Raw genomic sequence first — 17492 nt, 5'->3', positions numbered from 1 at the left:
CATCTTTTGGGTGCGCCTCGCGCTTATCACCCTTGCGCGCGGTTTCAAACCCTCTCTGGACAGGTAGGGGTCTGCGCCCTAGGTTCCGTGCAACGATATTTCTCCAAAGGGGAACGCATATGAGCGATCTGGCAAAAACCATCATCATCGAGGCACATGGTGGATCTGAGGTCTTGAAGTTGGTTGAACGGCCCGTGGGTGACCCACAGACGGGCGAGGTTAAAATCCGCCACAAAGCCGTTGGGCTGAATTTCATTGATGTTTATCAACGCTCTGGCTTGTATCCAATGGCGCTGCCCCATGCTTTGGGTATGGAAGCCGCAGGGATTGTCGAGGCGGTTGGCGCAGGTGTAACCCATCTCAAAGAAGGCGACCGCGTGGCCTATGCCGCGCAACCGCCCGGGGCCTATACCGAGGCCCGCGTCATGCCTGCCGCACAAGTCTGCCCTCTGCCAGATGCGATTTCCTTCGAGGAGGGCGCGGCAATGATGCTGAAAGGTCTGACCGCGCATTACCTGTTTCGCCGCACCACCGAGATCAAGCGCGGGGATCGGGTGTTGTTCCACGCGGCGGCAGGCGGTGTTGGTTTGATTGCCTGTCAATGGGCACGCTCCGAAGGGATCGAATTGATCGGAACTGCAGGGTCTGACGCGAAATGTGCGCTGGCGCTTGCACATGGCGCGACCCATTGCATCAACTACAGCACCGAAGACTTCACCGCGCGCACCCGCGAGATCACTGGCGGGACAGGCGTTGATGTGGTGATGGATTCCATCGGCGCCGCCACATTTGAAGGCTCGCTTGACTGCTTGCGACCCTTGGGGATGATGATTTCCTTCGGCAATGCCTCAGGCCCTGTCCCGCCCGTATCCCTCGCGACATTGGCAGGCAAAGGATCGCTCAAAATCACACGCCCCACATTGTTCACCCATATCGCGGATCACGACACCTGCCAAACCATGGCGCGCGAGTTGTTCGAAAAAGTCACAGCAGGTGATGTGACAATCCGCATTGATCAGCGATTTGCGCTTGAGGACATTTCCAAAGCCCATGATGCGCTAGAAGCGCGGGCCACCACAGGATCAACCATCCTGACGTTGGATTAAGCCTCAGACTTCGTGGCGGGAGCGCAAGAACAAATAAAGCGGCAGGCCGCAGCTGACCCCGATCCCGTAAATAGCGGGGATTGCCAAAAGCGACACCCAATCGCGCCGCGCAATCCCCTCAACCAATATCCAAACGGTCAGGGTGACAGCGGCAATGGTCAAATCCCAGACCAAGCCCGATGAAGCATCATTGGCGTGCCACGCATCCACCATCGCCATAATCGACCAGTCATTCGCGGCCAACCAAGGCAGGAAATATTGCATTGGCAAAATCGTTCCCAAAATAGCAAAGCCTAGGTAGATCATTCGCAGTTTCGACATTCGGCTTCCCCTTTTGCCCATCTTCTGCGCAGCAGATAGCACGCGCGCAAGTTTTGCAAATTATTCAGTCGTAACGCGACAATATATTGTCGCGTATCAATTGACCCCCTGACCCAGATCGCGCTACCTGTTCCTGACAATTTACGCCCAGACCACCCGACTGTCGGAAGGAACGAGACCCATGGCGGATATAGAACGCGAATCCGTAGAATATGATGTCGTCATCGTTGGCGCAGGCCCATCAGGCCTATCTGCCGCGATCCGTCTCAAGCAACTTGACCCCGATCTCAGTGTGGTCGTGCTTGAAAAAGGGTCAGAGGTTGGGGCGCATATTCTGTCAGGTGCGGTGCTTGACCCCGCAGGGCTTGACGCGCTGATCCCTGATTGGAAAGCCAAAGGTGCGCCTGTTACCGTGCCTGTGCGCGAAGATAATTTCTACATGCTCGGCGAAGCGGGCGGCATTCGTCTGCCCAATATGCTGATGCCACCCTTGATGAACAATCACGGCAATTACATCGTTTCGATGGGCAATGTCTGCCGTTGGTTGGCCGAGCAGGCCGAAGGCTTGGGCGTTGAGATTTTCCCGGGCATGGCCTGTTCTGAATTGGTTTATGCGGATGACGGGTCTGTTAAAGGGGTCGTTGCGGGCGTGTTTGGTCTGAATGCGGATGGCACCCCTTCAGACGGCTTTGAACCGGGTATGGAACTGCACGGCAAATATGTCTTCTTGGGCGAAGGCGTGCGCGGCTCGCTGACCAAAGAGGTCATTTCAAAATTCGCCCTTTCCGAGGGCAAAGAACCGCAGAAATTCGGCCTTGGGATGAAAGAGATTTGGGAAATTGACCCCGCTAAGCACCGCGAGGGGACTGTGACCCATACGATGGGTTGGCCGCTTGGGAATAATGCAGGCGGCGGCAGCTTTGTATATCATCTTGATAACAATCAAGTTTATGTGGGTTTCGTGGTGCATTTGAACTATGAGAACCCGCATCTCTACCCCTACATGGAATTCCAACGCTTCAAACATCATCCGATGATTGCTGAGTTGTTGAAGGGTGGAAAACGTGTTGCCTATGGCGCGCGCGCGATTTCCGAAGGCGGCTATCAATCTATGCCAAACCCTGTCGCGCCAGGTGTTGCGATTTTGGGCTGTGGCGTGGGCCTTGTGAACGTGCCGCGTATCAAGGGCAACCATAACGCAATGCTCTCGGGCATTGCGGCCGCCGAAGCGGCGCATAGCGCGATCAAGGCGGGCCGCTCAAGTGACAGGCTGGACGATTACGCCACGGCACTCACCGATGGCCCGATTGGCAAAGACCTAAAGCGCGTGCGCAACGTCAAACCGCTCTGGTCAAAATTTGGCCTTTTGGGCGGCCTGAGCTTTGGTGGTTTGGACATGTGGGTTGCGAACCTGACGGGGTTCAATCTTTTTGGCACAATGCGTCACGGCAAAACCGATGCCGCCGCAACGGGCAAAGCCAAGGATTTCGCGCCAATCGATTATCCAAAACCAGATGGGGTTTTGTCCTTTGACCGCCTGACCAATGTCAGTTTCTCAATGACCAATCACGAAGAAAGCCAACCCGCGCATCTGCGTCTTGCGGATGCCTCGGTGCCGATTTCAATTAATCTGCCCAAATATGCCGAACCTGCACAACGCTACTGCCCCGCAGGGGTTTACGAAGTTGTGGAGGAAGCGGGTAAAGACGCGCGCTTTGTGATCAATTTCCAAAACTGCGTGCATTGCAAAACATGCGACATCAAAGACCCCTCGCAAAATATCACTTGGGTCACACCGCAAGGTGGGGATGGGCCAAATTACCCGAATATGTGATTGAAAATCGGATTAAGTCAGCAGGGCGCGGCATCTTTATCGGGTGTCGCGCCATTGTTTTCATCCGATCAAGCCCCTAATCTCAGTCACATATAGACGGGAGCCACCCTATGCGTCACCTGACAGCCTCAGCCTTGATCCTTGCCCTGTCTTTCGGCGGGCAAATACACAAGGCCGAGGCGCAGATTGTGAACCGTGACACAAGCGCGGGGGCCTATCTCGCTGCGCGCCATGCGCTGAACGAAAGCAACTATCGGGTTGCAGCGAATTATCTGGATCAATTACTAGCCTTAGATCGCACGAATGGGGATTTGGCCATCAATGCGATCCTTTCCCATGCGGCCTTGGGGGATTGGTCACGAGCCGCCGAGATTTCAACCACCATAAAGGACGACAATCCAAGCCGTGAATTGGCAGATTTGGCGATCTTGGTCGACCTTTTGCAGAGCGGCGATGTTGAGGCCGCATTCACCCGCATCCGTGCTGAGCGGGGCGCGGGTCTATTGGTGGACGATCTGATTGCGGGCTGGCTTTACCTTGCACAGGGCCAAATGGATCTCGCAAGCGACAGTTTTAATGGGCTTGCGGGGGATCAGGGACTTGCCGATCTCGCCTATTACCACTTGGCCCTCGCCCGTGGTGCGGTCGGCGATTTTGAGGGTGCCGCACAGATTTATGAGGGCGTGGAATTCAATCTGGGCGCAGCAGGATCACGCATCCTGCGGGCCTATGCGCAAACCTTGGTGCAACTTGACCGCGCGGATGACGCTGTGGCGATGTTGGACGGCATCTTGTCCCAAAATCGTGATCTCAGCCTTGCGGCCCTGCGGGATGACATCGCGACCAATCCAACCCGCAGCTATGATTTTGTCGTCACCCCGCAGCAAGGTTTGGCGGAGGTTTTCTTCACATTGGCCGAGGCCTTAGGGCGCGAGAGCGGGCCGACCCTGCCGCTGATTTACGCACGAGCGGCCTATCACATTGACCCCAATTATCTGGAGGCCGCGCTTTTAAGCGGTGATCTGTTGGTGGAAACGGGCCAGTTCGAGCTGGCGGTTGAGATCTATGGTGCCGTGCCTGCAGATCACCCCTTAGCCCTTGAGGCAACGATTGGCCGTTCTGATGCCTTTGCACGCACAGGCCGCAGTGATGAAGCGATCACAACCCTGCAAGACCTGATTGCCGCAGAGCCACAGCCCTTTGCCGTTCATGCACAGCTTGGCGATTTGCTGCGCCGTGACGAGCGGTTCACCGAGGCCGCAGCGGCCTATAGCCAAGCGGTAGAGCTGATTGATCAAGAAGATCCAAGGTTCTGGTTCCTGTTTTATGCGCGCGGGATTTGCTATGAACAAACCGATGATTGGGATGCAGCCGAAGCAGATTTCCGTAAGGCGCTGCGCCTAAGCCCTGACCAAGCGTCCGTGTTGAATTACTTAGGCTATTCTTTGGTAGAACAACGCCGCAATCTAGACGAGGCGTTGACGATGATCGAACGTGCGGTCGCGCTAGAACCCGAGTCTGGCTATATCGTAGACAGCCTTGCTTGGGTCTATTTCCGCCTTGGTCGCTATCAGGAGGCAGTCGCGCCAATGGAACGCGCGGTAGAATTGCTGCCCACTGACCCGATCGTCAATGATCATCTGGGCGATGTGTATTGGAAGGTTGGCCGTCAACGCGAGGCGCGGTTCCAATGGGAACGCGCGCTGTCCTTTGAACCGATCGAAGAAGATGCTGAGCGGATCAGACTGAAACTTGAGCTCGGTCTGGATGCGGTTCAGCAACGCGAGGTCGAAGGGAAATGACCCTGCGCCCCGCACGCGCCAAGCTCAATCTGGCTTTGCATGTGGTGGGCCAAAGGGCGGATGGGTATCACTTACTCGACTCGCTTGTGTGCTTTGTTGAGGTGGCAGATTACCTTGAAATCAGCCCAGCAGAGGAAGTTACCCTCACAGTTTCAGGCCCTTTTGCCGAGGGTGTGCCCACCGATCAGCGTAATTTGGTGCTGAAAGCGGCGGGTCTTTTCCCGCGCATAAAGGGCCAAGGTGCTGCAATCCATCTGGTCAAAAACCTGCCCCATGGCGCAGGTATTGGCGGTGGGTCTGCCGATGCGGCAGCCACTTTGCAGGGGCTTGCAGACCTATGGGGATGCGATCTGCCCCCGCGCGATGGGATTCTATCTTTGGGCGCAGATGTGCCAGTGTGCCTTGAAACTGCGCCCGTTTATATGCGCGGCATTGGCGATGAAATCACCGCCGCGCCCACGCTGCCGCCACTTTGGGCGGTTTTGGTCAATCCCAATCTGCCACTGGCCACACCATCTGTATTTGCCGCGCTGACCACCAAGACCAATCCCGCACTGTCGGCATGGCATGATGATTTTTGGACTTGGATCGCCGCGCAACGCAATGATCTACAAGACCCCGCCATCGCCCTTTGCCCAGAGATTGGCACTGTTTTTGCAGAACTGCGCCGCACCAAAGATATGCGTATGGCCCGTATGAGCGGATCAGGCAGCACCTGCTTTGCCCTTTATGACAGCGCGGTTGCCGCTGAAAAGGCCGCCGCAGACCTCGCGGCCAACAAGCCGCACTGGTGGGTCAAAACGGGTGCAGTTCTTCGTTAAGGATTACGCGATCCGCGCAACCACATAATCCGCTAAGTCGCGCATCATATCGCGCAAGGGATGATCAGGAAGGCCGGCCAAAGATGTCTTTGCGTGATCCGCAAACCGCAAGGCCTCAACGCGGGTTTCTTCAAGCGCACCATGGCGGGTCAAAATGGCAAAGGCCTGTTCCAAATCCCCTTCGCCCTGATCCCCGCGTCCAATCGTGCGCGCCCAGAATTCACGCTCGGTTGCATCGGCCTTAGCAATCGCACGAATGACGGGCAGGGTCATTTTCCGCTCACGGAAATCATCGCCCGTATTCTTGCCCATGGCCCCCGAAGCACCGCCCCAATCCAAAAGATCATCAACGATCTGGAAGGAAACGCCCAACGCATCGCCATATTGGGCAAGGGCCTCACGATCTGCATCACCGCGCCCCGCCAGAACGGCGCCCGACTCGGTGGCCGCCTGAAACAGGGCGGCAGTCTTGCCGCGGATCACCTGCATATAGGTGTCCTCACTGGTGGTGATATCCATCGCGGCGGTCATCTGCAGAACCTCGCCCTCCGCAATCGTTGCCGCCGCATTGGAGAGAATTTCCAAAACATCCAAATTTTGCGGCTCGACCATCAACTGAAATGCGCGCGCAAATAGATAATCGCCGACCAAGACCGAAGATTTATTATCCCAAAGCAAATTCGCAGTCGGACGACCACGGCGCTGGTTGCTTTCATCGACCACATCATCATGCAAGAGCGTAGCCGTGTGGATAAACTCTACGGTCGCGGCCAATTTAATATGGCCCTCGCCTTCGTATCCGCACAGATTGGCCGCCGCCAAAGTCAGCATCGGGCGAATACGCTTTCCGCCTGCATCAATCAAATGTGCCGTCATCTCGGGAATGCGTGGCGCGTGCCGCGAAGCCATGCGTTCACGGATCAACTGATCCACAGCGCCCATTTCCGCCTCAAGATGGGCGGCCAAACGCTCATGCGGTTTTGCACTGGCATGGTCTAGCGACATGAATTCTCTTTCTCCCGTGACCCGCAGCCTCTCTCGACAGACGCGATCGGGGGGCCTAAATCAACCTGATGCATGAAGTTCTGCGCAGCAACGATCCAACGGTCATCGCCTTTGCCTCCGTCATCTTATCTGGCGAGGGTATAGAGGTGTTCGAGTTTGACGTAAATATGAGCCTGCTTGAAGGCTCCATTGGCATATTGCCGCGCCGATTGATGGTGCGGCGGCAGGATTTGCACATGGCGCGCATCGCATTGCGCGATAATGGTTTAGAGGTCAGCCCATGAGCGTGCCTTTCTCGGACGATGATCTGACCTGCGATGGTTTTTTGGATGGCGCGCTTCAGATCTACCAGCCAAGCACAGGCTATCGCGCCGCCACAGACCCGATCTTTTTGGCGGCAGCCTGTCCGGCGCGCGCGGGTCAATCGGTGTTGGAATTGGGCTGCGGGGTTGGCACAGCCAGCCTAGCCTTGGGAAAGCGTGTTGCTGACTTACGCATGGTCGGGGTTGAGCGGCAGGAAAACTATGCGCAGCTTGCACGGCGCAATGCCGACAATGCCGCCCTTCCCTTAGAGGTCGTGGTTGCGGATTTAACCACCCTGTCACGGCATCTCACTGAAACTTTTGATCATGTCATGGCCAACCCGCCTTTTTTCGCGACAGGGGATGGAACAGAGGCCAAGGATGCAGGGCGTGAAGCAGCACGGCGCGAGGAAACAGGGTTAAACAACTGGATCAGTTGCGCAAAAAAACGCCTAAAGCCACAAGGATGGCTGACCCTCATCCACATCGCTGAACGTCTGCCAGAAATATTGGCGGCCCTTCAGGCCGAGAAATTTGGCGCGATTTCCATTTTGCCCCTGCAATCCCGCGCGGGGCAAACCGCAAAGCGCGTGGTGATCCGCGCGCGCAAATTGGCGAAAACACCTGCCACCCTCTGCCCGCCCTTCATCATTCATGCGGGCGCGGCCCATGAAAAGGATGGCGATGACTATTCGGATGCCGCCCGCGCTGTTCTGCGCCAAGGTGCGGCGATCAACTGGCCATAAGACCAGCATCGGCAAACTGCCGCGCATCATGACAGTTTTATGAAGGGAATGCGTGACACGACTCAAAATCCGTGGTGCACTGATCCTGTCGAACATCAACGAGAGGAGATTTGACCATGTCACTGAACGGACATTTGCAGCAACTCAAGAAGAAGCACGAAACCCTCTCCAAACGCGTGGAAGAAGCGCAACGAAGTCCAAGCATGGATGGATCAGAAATCCGCGAGCTGAAAAAGCAAAAGCTTAAAATCAAAGAAGAAATTGCCCGCCTAAACGGCTGAGCCAAAAGAAAACCGCCCCCCACCAGAGTGAGGGGCGGTTTTTTCATCAGCTTCGTGATTACACGAAGAACTGCGCCCCATTGGCAGAGATGGTAGACCCGTTGATGAACCCTGCATCATCAGATGCAAGGAAGGTCACGCAGCGGGCGATTTCGTCAGGTTCACCCAAGCGACCCGCTGGGATGCCTGCAACGATTTTCGCGCGCACCTCTTCAGGGATCGCCATAACCATTTCGGTTGCAATATAGCCGGGGCAAATCGCGTTGGCCGTAATGCCTGCGCGCGCGCCTTCTTGGGCCAGCGATTTCACAATCCCCAAATCTCCCGCCTTGGTCGCGGCGTAATTCACTTGGCCGAACTGGCCCTTTTGGCCATTGATCGAAGAGATCACAATGACACGGCCAAATTTGCGCTCGCGCATTCCAGGCCAAATCGGATGAACCGTGTTGAACACACCCGTCAGGTTAGTGTCGATCACCTCATGCCATTGTTCGGGCGTCATTTTGTGGAAAGGCGCATCGCGGGTGATACCCGCATTGGCGACAACAACATCAATTGGGCCAAGATCAGCCTCAACCTTGGCGATACCCGCAGCGGAATCTTCGTAAGAGCCAACATTCCATTTATAGGTTTTGATGCCTGTGGCCTTGGTGAATTCCGCAGCTTTCTCATCATTGCCCGCATAGGTTGCAGCAACCTCATAGCCTTCGGCCTTTAAACGCTTGGAAATTGCCTCTCCAATGCCGCGGCTGCCACCTGTCACTAATGCTACTCTTGCCATATCTTCCTCCGATCAGGCCTAGGTCTGTGTAACGCTGTTACGATGGATATGCTGCGCGCGCAACATTGTTTCGCATATGATTTTGCGGATGCAAAAAGGGGCGCCCGAAAGCGCCCCTTGCGAAATACCCCAATAAGTTACCTCAGGGGCGTTCAAGGCACATGGCCACACCCATGCCGCCGCCGATGCACAAGGTCGCCAGACCTTTTTTCGCATCACGGCGCTGCATTTCGAACAAAAGCGTGTTCAGGATACGACAGCCAGACGCACCAATCGGGTGGCCAATGGCAATCGCGCCGCCATTCACGTTCACAATATCAGGGTTCCACCCCATATCCTTGTTCACAGCGCAGGCCTGCGCAGCAAAGGCTTCGTTGGCTTCAACCAAATCAAGATCAGCAGCAGCCCACCCCGCTTTGTCCAATGCCTTACGTGACGCATAGATCGGGCCAACACCCATGATCGAAGGGTCAAGACCTGCAGTGGCATAAGAGGCAATGCGCGCCAATGGGGTTAGACCGCGCTTCTGCGCTTCTTCTTCTGACATCAACAACACCGCGGCAGCGCCATCATTGAGGCCCGAGGCATTGCCCGCTGTCACAGAGCCGTCCTTTGCAAATGCGGGACGCAAGCCTGCCATCGCTTCGACTGTTGCGCCATGGCGGATATATTCATCGCTATCGACAACGGTTTCACCCTTACGCGTTTTCAGCGTAACAGGGGTGATCTCATCCACGAATTTACCTGCCTTTTGCGCCGCCTCAGCCTTGTTCTGGCTCGCAGCCGCAAATTCGTCCTGAGCCTCGCGGCTGATTTGCCATTGATTGGCGACATTCTCGGCGGTCTGGCCCATGTGATAGCCATTAAACGCGTCCCACAAACCATCACGAATCATTGTGTCGATATAGGCCAAATCACCCATTTTCTGGCCCTGACGCAGGCAGGCTGCATGGGGGCTCATCGACATATTTTCTTGACCACCAGCGGCAACGATTGCAGCGTCACCCAGCATGATGTGCTGTGCCCCAATTGCGACTGAACGCAGGCCCGAACCGCAGACCTGATTGATGCTCCATGCGGCCGCTTCCTGTGGGAAACCCGCATTAATATGCGCCTGACGCGCGGGGTTCTGACCTTGTGCCGCTGTCAAAACTTGCCCCAAAATTGTCTCGGACACTTCGGATTTATCAATCCCTGCACGGGCCACAATGGCCTCAAGCACAACGCGCCCAAGTTCATGGGCAGGCGTATTTGCGAATGATCCCAGAAAACTACCTACCGCTGTGCGTGCAGCAGAAACAATCACCACGTTGGTCATTAGACGTCCTTTCCTGACCTATCCCTGCCGACCCCGTGGCGGAGAGGAGAGGGCCGCGGGGCCGAAATTCTTTCCTCCGGTTCTAGTGATAGGCCTTCATCGCTCAACCGACAACAGACTTTGTTGTCGCGCTTGCTAGACATCTGCGCAATTGACAGATTAACGCGACCCAGGGCGCACCCGCCGTGGCGCAGCAATAGAGGGGTGAATAGGGGCGGTTTCCTTCAGCCACGGCTTTTCCAAACTGGGCACGGCATATACATATCCTTACAACCCATCAAAGCCCGCCCGCGACAGCCAATCGGCATCGGCAGGGTTCTCAATCCCTTCCGCCACAATCAGCATATCAAAATGGCGTGCCACGGATTGGATCGCAGAACATAAAACCTGATTGTCGGGATCATCGGCGACATGCGCCACGAATTGCGCATCAACCTTCAGAATATCAAACGAGAAGTCCCGCAAATAGCGCAAGGCAGTATTCCCTGCCCCAAAATCATCCAAGGCAAAGCTGACCCCCTTCGCGTGCAGATCCCGCATAAACGGCGTCACCAATTCAGGCATCTGCATCGCGCTTGTCTCAGTGATCTCAAGGATCAAACGTTCCAAATCTTGCGGATGGGCAGCAATATGAGCGGCCAGAATTTTATGAAACGGCGCATAGCCGATAGAGCGGGCTGACATATTCACCGCAAGACGCAGATGCGGCGCTTCATGTATCGCTGCAAGCCCCATCGCAAGGGCCGCGCAATCCAGCCTGCGGCCAAGTTCTGTGGCCTAAACCTCCATGATAAAATCGCGGGCGGGGATCAGCCGCCCCGCCTCATCAAATAAGCGCACCAACCCCTCGTAAAAGGCAGGGCCTTTCCCATGGGCCCGCATAATCGGCTGAAATGCCAAGGCGACATCCCCCCGCCTCAAAGCCCCTTCGACTAGGGCGATTGCCCCGCGCCGCATATCGGTCATGGCAACCGCGAAAGGGCTGGCCAAATCAGGATTTGCAAAATCACTGCGCGGCACGGTCATGGTTATCTCCAATTGCTGCCTTGTAGATGTGCCGTGCCAACTCTTAATGTGAGGTGAACAAAAGGGCAGATTATGGATGATCAAACGATAATTCGCTGCACATGGTGTTTGGGCGATCCCGACTATATCGCCTATCACGACCAAGAATGGGGGCGGCCCCTCTATGACAGCCGCGGGCTGTTTGAAAACTTGTGTCTTGAAGGGTTCCAAGCAGGCCTAAGTTGGATCACGATCCTGCGAAAGCGCGAGAATTTTCGCGCTGCTTTTGCAGGGTTTGATCCCCATGCACTTGCCAAATGGGGTGCAGCGGATATTGAGCGATTGATGCAAGATCAAGGCATCATTCGCCACCGCGGTAAAATTGAGGCCACCCTTACAAATGCACAGGCCTATCTCAAACTTGAGGCTGAGGTTGGCTTTTCAAAATTTATCTGGGGTTTTGTGGATCACACCCCGCAGATAAACCGCCCCCAAACCCTTGGTGATGTTCCAGCACAAACCGCAACCTCTGCGGCGCTGTCCAAGGCCCTAAATCAGGCAGGGTTCAAATTCTGCGGCCCCACAACAGTTTATGCCTTTATGCAAGCCAGTGGGCTTGTGAATGACCATTTTGCAACCTGTGCCTTTGCGCTAAATATCACATAGCCCCCAAAAGCGCGGATTTGTCTCTTGGAGGTTCAAGGCTTTCCCTGTTAGGGAAACCCAAACGACAATCGAGGACATGACATGGCCACACGGCGCGCTTTGGTAACAGGTTCTTCTGGTTTTATCGGGTTTCACCTGTCGCAGCGTCTATTGGCCGATGGGTGGGAGGTTCTGGGCCTAGATGCCATGACCGATTACTATGATGTCACCCTCAAAGAACGCCGCGAGGCGATGCTGAACCAGTCGCCCAATTTCCACGTTGTGCATGATCAGGTTGAGGGTGCGGGTGTCATGGATGGGCTCATGGCCGATTTCCATCCTGACGCGGTGATCCACCTCGCTGCGCAAGCGGGGGTGCGTTATTCCATCGACAACCCCGAAAGCTATGTCGAAGCCAATTTGATCGGAACCTTCCGCGTGCTTGAGGCCGCGCGCCATCACAAGCCCGCACATTTACTGATCGCCTCGACCTCCTCCGCCTATGGCGCGAACGAGACGATGCCCTATGCCGAAACGCAAAAATGCGACACACAGATGTCTTTCTATGCGGCAACCAAGAAATCCAACGAAGTGATGGCGCATTCCTATGCCCATCTCTTTGACATCCCCACCACATTGTTTCGGTTTTTCACGGTCTACGGCCCATGGGGCAGGCCTGATATGGCGCTGTTCAAATTCACCAAGGCGATCCTCGAAGGTAAGCCAATTGATGTCTACAACCATGGCGAGATGGGCCGTGATTTTACCTATGTCACTGATTTGGTTGATGGGATTATGCGTCTGATTGATGCCATCCCGACCCGCCCCAACGCGGCTACTGAGATTGCTGAAGGCGATAGCCTTTCACCTGTTGCGCCCCATCGCATTGTGAATATCGGAAATTCACAATCAGTGCCTTTGATGGAATTCATCGCCGCCATAGAAGCGCGTCTTGGGATCGAGGCGCAAAAGAATTTCATGGATATGCAAGCAGGCGATGTGCCTGCCACGTGGGCTGATGCGAGCCTTTTGATGCGCTTAACAGGCTACAAGCCACAAACCGCAGTGCAAGACGGGGTTGCCGCGTTTGTGGACTGGTATCGCGATTATTATCGATGCTAGGACGAGAACAAGATTGGCCAAAAAAGGACATTAAACCATGCGGATTGCGATGATTGGCACAGGCTATGTTGGCTTGGTTTCCGGGGTCTGCTTCTCGGATTTTGGGCATGAGGTGATCTGTGTCGACAAAGCCCCAGAAAAAATTGCTAAACTGAATAAGGGTGAGGTTCCAATTTATGAGCCTGGCCTTGAGGATTTGATGGCCCGCAATGTCGAGGCGGGGCGGCTGTCCTTTACAACGGATTTGGCGCAAGCTGTGGATGGGGCAGATGCTGTGTTTATTGCTGTTGGCACGCCCACGCGGCGGGGCGATGGCCATGCTGATCTCACCTATGTCATGGCCGCCGCCGAAGAAGTCGGGCGCGCGCTAACAGGCTACGCCGTGGTGGTGACGAAATCGACTGTGCCTGTTGGCACCAACCGCAAGGTGCAAGAGGTTGTGGCACAGGCCAATCCAAAGGCGGAGTTTGATGTTGCCTCAAACCCCGAGTTTCTTCGGGAAGGGGCCGCAATTGACGATTTCATGAAGCCAGACCGCGTTGTGGTTGGCGTGCAATCAGAGCGCGCAGCCAAGGTTATGGCCGAGATTTATCGCCCCCTGTATCTGCGCGATTTTCCAATCGTGACCACCGATTTGGAATCGGCGGAAATGATCAAATACGCGGCCAATGCCTTTCTTGCGACCAAGATCACCTTCATCAATGAAATCGCCGCGCTTTGCGAAAAAGTCGGCGCAGATGTGAAGGAAGTCTCAAAAGGTATGGGGCTTGATGGGCGCATTGGAAATAAGTTTCTACATGCAGGGCCAGGGTATGGTGGGTCTTGTTTTCCCAAGGACACCCAAGCCTTGGCGCGGATCGGTCAGGATTTTGCAGCCCCCCAACAGATTGTGGAAACAGTGATCCGAGTGAATGACGCAGTTAAATTGCGCATGATCGAAAAACTGCGTGATCTGTGCGATGGCAGCTTCAATGGCAAGAAAATCGCTGTGCTGGGCGTAACCTTCAAGCCAAACACCGATGATATGCGCGATGCGCCTTCGCTTACCATTGTGCCCGCTATTGTGGGCGGTGGCGCGACCGTGCGTGTGGTCGACCCGCAAGGCCGCCGCGAAGGGGAACATCTGTTGCCAAATGTGACATGGTGCGATGACCCCTATACCGCTGCGGAAGCCGCCGATCTTTTGGTGATCCTAACCGAGTGGAACGAGTTCCGCGCGCTGGATTTAACCCGATTGTCCAAGGGCATGGCGCAGGCGCGCATGGCCGATTTGCGCAATATATACAGCCGCCAAGATGCGCTAAGCGCAGGCTTTGCCACCTATGACGCGATAGGACGCTAAGGGTTTAAGCCAAACCCGCCCGCAGGCAATCGTGCAAGTGCAACAGACCGACAGGGCGTTTATCCGTATCAAGGGCGAAAAGGGCCGTGATTTTATGCGCAGACATGACCGCCAAGGCCTCGGCGGAAAGGGCATCTGGGGCGGTCACGCGAGGGGATTTGGTAGCGACATCACCAGCCGTGCAGGACATTAGCCGCGCCATGTTGCGCCGCAAATCGCCATCCGAGATCACCCCATCAAGGCGACCTTCGCCGTCCAAGACCCCCACGATACCAAAGCTTTTCTCGGTCATCACCAACAGGGTCTCAGGCATCGGGGTGGTCACCTGAACCAAGGGCAAGGCCGCCCCCTCATGCATCAATTGCGCAACTTTTGACAATTGTGCGCCCAGTTTCCCGCCGGGATGAAACGTGCGGAATTGATCGGGTCGAAAACCGCGCTGCTCCATGACACAAACGGCCAATGCATCGCCCAAGGCAAGTGTCAGGGTCGTTGAAGTTGTCGGTGCCATCCCAATCACACAAGCCTCAGGCGCGGCAGGCAAGGTCAAGCGATACTGCGCCGCCCGCATCAATGTGCTGTCTTCGCGCCCTGATATGCCAATCATCGGGATTGAAAACCGCGCCACATGGGCCACGATATCGCCCAATTCAGCCGTTTCACCTGAGTTTGAGATCAAAATCACCAAATCCTCAGGGGTGATCATTCCTAAATCACCATGGCTTGCCTCAGCAGGGTGGACAAAAGCCGAAGGTGTGCCAGTCGAAGCAAGGGTTGAGCTGATCTTGCGCGCAATATGCCCCGATTTTCCGATACCAGATAGGATCACACGGCCTTTCGTGGCCAGCATGGCCTCAACTGCGCCGTCAAAATCAGCAGGCAAATGCGCGGCCAAAGCCATCACCGCATCCGCCTCAATTTTCAAAACGCGGGCGGCGGTGTCGCGGATCGCGGCCAATTTATCTTGCTGTGTCATAATCTCTTGCCCGATCTGGTTGGTGTGGCGTGCTGTGGTCTGACTTAGACAAAAAATCAAGCTTTGCACAGGGTCTGACATGCATTTGAGGGGTTTTGAGAACGGGATACACCTGTCAAAGTCGTGCTCAAAGCAAGTCGCACCTGAGGGGGGATAAAATGAACCGCCGTTTTGGCAATTGGCCAGATCCAAACCAGTATCACCGCCCCCGCGCAGGGGCCTATGCGATTATTGATGCAGGTGATGGCATTCTGGCCACATTCCAAGAGGATCCAGACCCCGAATTTCAATTGCCTGGAGGCGGGATTGACGCAGGCGAAACCGCCATCCAAGCCTTGCATCGCGAAGTTTTGGAAGAAACGGGATATCGCATCCATGGAATTCGCCGCTTGGGGATGTTTCATCGCCATACATTTATGCCCGATTATGGCTATCACGCACATAAACAATGCCACATCTTCTATGCCCAACTGGGGCGCCGCATGGGGGAACCAACAGAGGCAGGCCATAGCGCGATTTTCCTGCCGTGGGACGAGGCTGAAACGCTATTGGCCGTGTCAGGGGATCGGCATTTTGTGCGGCAACTCCTGGCCCATTATGGCCGATAAGCCAACATGGCGGCAGCGCGTGCATTTCATGCGTTGCGCGGGGCGGCCAGTAATCGTGGCCTAACCAGCTTTTGCGAATATTGCCACAGACTTGAACATCGTGAGTGGCTCGCAACACAGGCCGATCTCGACAGTTTGACCCGACTGCTTTCGACCGGTCTTGCGGCGCTGGCGCACCATATCCCCCAACTTGGCGCCGAGATTTAGACCGCGCTTTTCAAATCAAAAACTCAGCTAAAACCTCGTCATTGGTAATGTCGCGACAGGCAAATCCACGCGCCTCAATCCGCGCCATTAGATCAGGAAAATGCGCGGCGTCTTTTGTTTCAATCCCAATTAAAACCGACCCGAAATTGCGTGCGGATTTCTTCAAATACTCAAATCGCGCGATATCATCATCTGGGCCAAGCAGGTTCAAAAATTCGCGCAGGGCCCCGGGGCGCTGCGGCATACGCAAGATGAAATATTTCTTGACGCCCAAGAAGCGCATTGCGCGCTCTTTGACTTCGGGCAATCGCTCGAAATCGAAATTTCCGCCAGAGGTCACACAGACCACCGACTTACCCGCAATCTCATCGGCAATTTCAGGCAAAACATCAATCGACAAGGCCCCCGCAGGTTCTAGCACAATGCCTTCGATGTTGAGCATCTCTTGAATCGTCACGCATATCCGGTTTTCAGGTGCCAAATGCACGCGTTCAGGCTTGATATGATTGAGCCGCGCAAAGGTTTTTTCACCAATCCGCGCAACAGCCGCGCCATCGACAAACGTATCTTCAATTTTGACCGTCTTTGGCGCGCCCTCGGCCAATGCTGCGGTCAGACTTGGGCCGCCCACAGGTTCAACCAAGGTCACTGCCTGATCACGCCCGAGATACGACAACATACCCGCTGACAACCCCCCGCCTCCTACAGGCAGCACCAAGCAATCGGGGGCATGGCCCAGTTGCTCGACCATCTCAACAGCCACCGAAGCCTGCCCCTCAATCACATCTTCATCATCAAAAGGTGAAAGGAAATGAGCACCTTCGCGCGCGCAAAATCCCTGCGCTGCGGCCAATGTCTCATCAAAATAATCGCCAACCAATTCAATGCGCACATTGGCCCCCCCAAAGGCACGGGTTTTGGCGATCTTCTGCTGTGGCGTGGTGACGGGCATGAAAATCACACCCTCAACCCCAAAATGCTGGCAGACATAGGCCACGCCTTGTGCGTGATTGCCCGCACTGGCGCAAACGAATTGCCGGCGTGTGGCATCCACGGCCAAGGCCTTGCGCATTGCGTTAAAGGCACCGCGAATTTTATACGAGCGCACAGGACTAAGATCCTCGCGCTTGAGCCAAATATCCGCGCCATAGCGCTCTGACAGATAAATATTTTTCTGCAAAGGCGTGGGCGCAAACAAGGCGCGCATAGCCTGTTCGGCAGCTTTGGCATTATTTTTAAAATCATTCATTCCCTAGGCCTGCCTTAAAGA

Annotated in this window: 20 protein-coding genes; 12 read left to right on the top strand and 8 right to left on the bottom strand. The window is 55.3% G+C overall.

The window, feature by feature from the left end; all coding sequences use genetic code 11:
* The first annotated feature begins 119 nt into the window (after nt 1-119).
* A complete protein-coding gene (locus AAC636_RS01965) occupies nt 120-1106 on the top strand; it encodes a quinone oxidoreductase family protein (RefSeq protein ID WP_340300212.1) in 987 nt (328 codons plus the stop codon).
* A gap of 3 nt (nt 1107-1109) precedes the next feature.
* On the opposite strand, the gene AAC636_RS01960 is transcribed toward AAC636_RS01965, so the two are convergent.
* Complete coding sequence (locus AAC636_RS01960; RefSeq protein ID WP_340253046.1) at nt 1110-1427, bottom strand: DUF2834 domain-containing protein; 318 nt, start codon at nt 1425-1427, stop codon at nt 1110-1112.
* A gap of 181 nt (nt 1428-1608) precedes the next feature.
* Here AAC636_RS01960 and AAC636_RS01955 point away from each other — a divergent pair, with 181 nt between their 5' ends.
* The 3 genes from AAC636_RS01955 to AAC636_RS01945 all read left to right on the top strand — a co-directional run bounded on the left by AAC636_RS01955 (nt 1609) and on the right by AAC636_RS01945 (nt 5884).
* Nucleotides 1609-3261, top strand: a complete 1653-nt coding sequence (locus AAC636_RS01955; protein WP_340300211.1) for an electron transfer flavoprotein-ubiquinone oxidoreductase — start codon at nt 1609-1611, stop codon at nt 3259-3261.
* A gap of 110 nt (nt 3262-3371) precedes the next feature.
* Nucleotides 3372-5063 (top strand): tetratricopeptide repeat protein, encoded by a 1692-nt coding sequence (locus tag AAC636_RS01950; RefSeq protein ID WP_340300210.1) that lies wholly within the window; start codon nt 3372-3374, stop codon nt 5061-5063.
* Complete coding sequence (locus tag AAC636_RS01945; RefSeq protein WP_340300209.1) at nt 5060-5884, top strand: 4-(cytidine 5'-diphospho)-2-C-methyl-D-erythritol kinase; 825 nt, start codon at nt 5060-5062, stop codon at nt 5882-5884. Before AAC636_RS01950 ends, AAC636_RS01945 begins: the two co-directional genes overlap by 4 nt.
* Before the next feature lie 3 nt (nt 5885-5887).
* Here AAC636_RS01945 and AAC636_RS01940 read toward each other — a convergent pair whose 3' ends face one another.
* Entirely contained in the window at nt 5888-6889 is a 1002-nt protein-coding gene (locus AAC636_RS01940; RefSeq protein ID WP_340300208.1) for a polyprenyl synthetase family protein, read from the bottom strand.
* Between the two features lie 68 nt (nt 6890-6957).
* On the opposite strand from AAC636_RS01940, the gene AAC636_RS01935 reads away from it, so the two are divergent.
* From AAC636_RS01935 to AAC636_RS01925, 3 genes are all read left to right on the top strand, one after another.
* A complete protein-coding gene (locus tag AAC636_RS01935) occupies nt 6958-7173 on the top strand; it encodes a putative signal transducing protein (RefSeq protein ID WP_317656846.1) in 216 nt (71 codons plus the stop codon).
* Nucleotides 7170-7937, top strand: a complete 768-nt coding sequence (locus AAC636_RS01930) for a tRNA1(Val) (adenine(37)-N6)-methyltransferase (RefSeq protein ID WP_340300207.1) — start codon at nt 7170-7172, stop codon at nt 7935-7937. The genes AAC636_RS01935 and AAC636_RS01930 overlap by 4 nt, the downstream gene beginning before the upstream one ends.
* 116 nt (nt 7938-8053) lie before the next feature.
* The gene (locus tag AAC636_RS01925; protein WP_340244221.1) at nt 8054-8218 is read left to right on the top strand and encodes a YdcH family protein; all 165 of its coding nucleotides are present in this window, start codon (nt 8054-8056) and stop codon (nt 8216-8218) included.
* A 58-nt stretch (nt 8219-8276) separates the two neighbouring features.
* On the opposite strand, the gene phbB is transcribed toward AAC636_RS01925, so the two are convergent.
* From phbB to AAC636_RS01905, 4 genes are all read right to left on the bottom strand, one after another.
* On the bottom strand, nt 8277-8999 hold the full coding sequence (gene phbB, locus AAC636_RS01920) for an acetoacetyl-CoA reductase (protein WP_340262303.1): 723 nt from the start codon (nt 8997-8999) through the stop codon (nt 8277-8279).
* A gap of 142 nt (nt 9000-9141) precedes the next feature.
* Nucleotides 9142-10317, bottom strand: coding sequence for an acetyl-CoA C-acetyltransferase (locus AAC636_RS01915; protein WP_340300206.1), 1176 nt, complete (start codon nt 10315-10317; stop codon nt 9142-9144).
* A 267-nt stretch (nt 10318-10584) separates the two neighbouring features.
* Nucleotides 10585-11073, bottom strand: coding sequence for an EAL domain-containing protein (locus AAC636_RS01910; protein WP_340301067.1), 489 nt, complete (start codon nt 11071-11073; stop codon nt 10585-10587).
* Nucleotides 11074-11094: 21 nt separating this feature from the next.
* Entirely contained in the window at nt 11095-11343 is a 249-nt protein-coding gene (locus AAC636_RS01905) for a hypothetical protein (protein WP_340300205.1), read from the bottom strand.
* A gap of 72 nt (nt 11344-11415) precedes the next feature.
* Between AAC636_RS01905 and AAC636_RS01900 the strand changes: the two genes are divergently transcribed.
* From AAC636_RS01900 to AAC636_RS01890, 3 genes are all read left to right on the top strand, one after another.
* The gene (locus AAC636_RS01900; protein ID WP_340300204.1) at nt 11416-11988 is read left to right on the top strand and encodes a DNA-3-methyladenine glycosylase I; all 573 of its coding nucleotides are present in this window, start codon (nt 11416-11418) and stop codon (nt 11986-11988) included.
* Nucleotides 11989-12069: 81 nt separating this feature from the next.
* Nucleotides 12070-13089: an NAD-dependent epimerase/dehydratase family protein gene (locus AAC636_RS01895; protein ID WP_340300203.1), complete on the top strand. Its 1020-nt coding sequence runs from the start codon at nt 12070-12072 to the stop codon at nt 13087-13089.
* 37 nt (nt 13090-13126) lie between these two features.
* On the top strand, nt 13127-14431 hold the full coding sequence (locus AAC636_RS01890; RefSeq protein ID WP_340300202.1) for a UDP-glucose dehydrogenase family protein: 1305 nt from the start codon (nt 13127-13129) through the stop codon (nt 14429-14431).
* A gap of 4 nt (nt 14432-14435) precedes the next feature.
* Here AAC636_RS01890 and AAC636_RS01885 read toward each other — a convergent pair whose 3' ends face one another.
* The gene (locus tag AAC636_RS01885; protein ID WP_340300201.1) at nt 14436-15407 is read right to left on the bottom strand and encodes a KpsF/GutQ family sugar-phosphate isomerase; all 972 of its coding nucleotides are present in this window, start codon (nt 15405-15407) and stop codon (nt 14436-14438) included.
* A gap of 158 nt (nt 15408-15565) precedes the next feature.
* On the opposite strand from AAC636_RS01885, the gene AAC636_RS01880 reads away from it, so the two are divergent.
* Nucleotides 15566-16015, top strand: coding sequence for an NUDIX hydrolase (locus AAC636_RS01880; protein WP_340262322.1), 450 nt, complete (start codon nt 15566-15568; stop codon nt 16013-16015).
* Nucleotides 16016-16021: 6 nt separating this feature from the next.
* Nucleotides 16022-16222 carry an Hpt domain-containing protein gene (locus tag AAC636_RS01875; protein WP_340300200.1) on the top strand — a complete coding sequence of 67 codons (201 nt, stop codon included), beginning with the start codon at nt 16022-16024 and terminating at the stop codon, nt 16220-16222.
* 10 nt (nt 16223-16232) lie between these two features.
* On the opposite strand, the gene ilvA is transcribed toward AAC636_RS01875, so the two are convergent.
* Nucleotides 16233-17471 carry a threonine ammonia-lyase IlvA gene (gene ilvA, locus AAC636_RS01870; RefSeq protein WP_340253079.1) on the bottom strand — a complete coding sequence of 413 codons (1239 nt, stop codon included), beginning with the start codon at nt 17469-17471 and terminating at the stop codon, nt 16233-16235.
* Nucleotides 17472-17492: the final 21 nt, after the last annotated feature.

The sequence above is a fragment of the Roseobacter sp. HKCCD5988 genome (genome assembly GCF_037830355.1).
GTDB lineage: Bacteria > Pseudomonadota > Alphaproteobacteria > Rhodobacterales > Rhodobacteraceae > M30B80.
Note: the sequence above shows the minus strand (reverse complement) of the source record. Positions and strands in the feature narration are given on the sequence as shown.